Origin of the sequence: Draconibacterium sp. (assembly GCF_041583095.1) — a bacterium.
GTDB lineage: Bacteria > Bacteroidota > Bacteroidia > Bacteroidales > Prolixibacteraceae > Draconibacterium.
Map to the genome: position 1 here is coordinate 1 of NZ_JBFHGM010000431.1, position 2448 is coordinate 2448.

2 protein-coding genes and 1 pseudogene are annotated in these 2448 nt (G+C 43.5%); all 3 read right to left on the reverse strand.

Features of this window, described 5'->3' with window-relative positions; genetic code table 11:
* Positions 1-288 (reverse strand): annotated as a pseudogene (locus ABZB17_RS22215) (glycoside hydrolase family 3 protein); the annotation flags it as partial.
* A 13-nt stretch (positions 289-301) separates the two neighbouring features.
* Positions 302-2227, reverse strand: a complete 1926-nt coding sequence (locus ABZB17_RS22220) for a glycoside hydrolase family 97 catalytic domain-containing protein (protein WP_372653816.1) — start codon at positions 2225-2227, stop codon at positions 302-304.
* A 111-nt stretch (positions 2228-2338) separates the two neighbouring features.
* The coding region (locus ABZB17_RS22225) for a hypothetical protein (protein WP_372653819.1) at positions 2339-2448 on the reverse strand (110 nt) is incomplete at its 5' end.

Here is a 2448-nt window from a genome sequence, read left to right on the forward strand (position 1 = left end):
CATTCCAATGGGTTCCGGAAAAACAGTTACATTATCGTTGTTGGCATAGCCGTGCAATGCTTCGCTCCACCAGTTAAATTTTTTGATTCCGAGTCTCGGAATGGCATCCGACTGGTCGCACATCAATATTGCTTTTTCTTCGAGCGTTAATCGCGAAACCAAATCTTTTGCACGTTCTTCCGAACTTAATTCGGGATTTTGATACGGGTATTGTTGTGCCCATGCCGAGAAGGCTCCCAACAAAATGGCAGCCACCACGATCGTTCTATTTAGGAAATGTCTTATCATCTTCTTTCGTTTGTTATTCAAGCGGTTTCAGTACAGCTGCAAATCCGCCTCTGCGAAGCATTTTTACATTTATCGAACTGCTGTTATCAACGACCATGTATTGCGTAGAAAAAACCGTATCGTGTTCTCCGTCGGCAATTAATGTTAATCGGTATTTATTTCCGTCGGGCAGAAAACCAAAGTCAAGCGTTTGTTGTCGTTCTCTTCTTCCATCTGAATTAATGCCGCCAACATACCAGTTCCCGGCTTTTTTGCGTGCGATTACCGTGAACTTACCGGGATAACCATCCAGCAATTTTGTTTCGTCCCAGACCACCGGAACTTCTTTTAAAAATGTACGTGCAGCATCGGGTAAATTCCGAAATCCTTCGGGGCGATCGGCAAAATGCTGGATGCCTGATTCAAACACAACACTTAATGCCAGCTCGTGTGCATAAGATGTAATATGCGGATATTGCGAATTGGTAAATGTTACCGGCGTATAATCCATCGACCCGACCACATTTCTTGTGTACGGCAATACGTTGTTGTGTTCGGGCGCAGCAGCAGTCAATTCGGGGCCGTTGTTGTACCATTCATCACCACGAACTCCCTCGTACGTCATCAGATGCGGGTAAGTACGCTGCCAGCCCCGCGGTACCAAACAACCGTGAAAATAAACCATGATATTAAACTGCGCAGCATCCTCCAAAATATCGAGGTAGTAGTCGATCATGTATTGTTTCTCACTTAAAAAGAAATCAATTTTTACCCCGTAAACTCCCAGTTTATTCAGTTTGGTAAATTCTTCCACACGGTTTTCATGCGTTTTCATCCGGTCGACAGGAGTTGAAGTAATCCACTTAAACATGCTCGAGTTATACCACATCAGTGGCTTAAGGCCCAGCGAATGAATATAATCGATTGCATCTTCCAGGTTACCACCGTTTTCCATTTGGTCCCATTCCCAATCGAGTAAGGTGTACGGCCAGTTCATTTCGGCAGCCAAATCAGCAAATTCGCAAACGGTTTTAAAATCTTTTGTTCCGTGGTTGTGCGACCAGTAATTCCACGATGCCACACCGGGTTTTATCCAATCGGTATTTTCAAGAACTGAAGGTTTTGAAACATCATCGACCAGGGTTGATTCCACCACATCGGCCAAACTACCCACCGCAATCACACGCCAGGGCGATTTCCAGGGCAATGTAATCTGTGGCAAAGCTTCACCCTCTCCTTCTCCGGGATGCGGAAGCGTAACCTTGTATTGTTCGGCAACACTGTTGTTGTTCAGTTTTGTTGCACAGTAACTTCTATCTAAACCTGCTTCATGTATCAGGTACCAGCAATTCTTTTCCGGGGTTTCGAAAAGTGCCGGGTACGACCAGTTTTTCTGAACGGAAGCACTGTCGCTGTTGGCGTAAAGCCGTTCGTTTGAAAGATCGAATTCTTCCAGCCAGCGGTTTGTTTTATTGGGAATGGTATAGGCGGTGAACTCGTCCTGAATCACAAAATCACCTTCTTTTTCAGGAAATTCGTAACGAAAAGTAACTCCATCGTTCCAGGCCCGAACAACTACATTCAGTTTCGATTTATTTTCATTTTCAAAACAGAAGGTAATTTCGTTGGCGGTATTTTTTCGTTGCAAACGTTTTCCGTGTATGGCGGTATATTCTTCTATGATCAATTGGATTGGTTCAACCTTTTTCAGTATCAATCCTTTTGAAAAATCCTGATCGTCGCGTAGTAATCCCAAATCGATTTTTGGGATAACAGGGGTAAAATCTTCATCAGCCCGGTAATCTACTTTTAAAAACCATGGAGAAAACTCTGTGCTTTCTGACTGTAAAAGCTCAACTTTAAGTTTTTTATTGGGCGACACAACACTCATTTGTTGAGCAAAAGCCGCCACTGCAAACAACAGGAATAGCCCGGTTGATAAAATTTTATTGGTCTGCATCTTGTTTAGTTAAGTATTAGTCTGCCTTTCTAAAAAAACCTATTCCGGGGATGAGCCAAAGAATAACTTTGACCCAACACCGGAAATATCTAGTAATTCAAATTTATGGTCCTATTCAGGAATTGCATCGTTGGCCGAAGTTGCATACAACCCCAGTAAACAACCTGTAAAACCACCGGCCACATCCGTAGAAAGAATATCGCCTGAAACAGTTCCTCCCA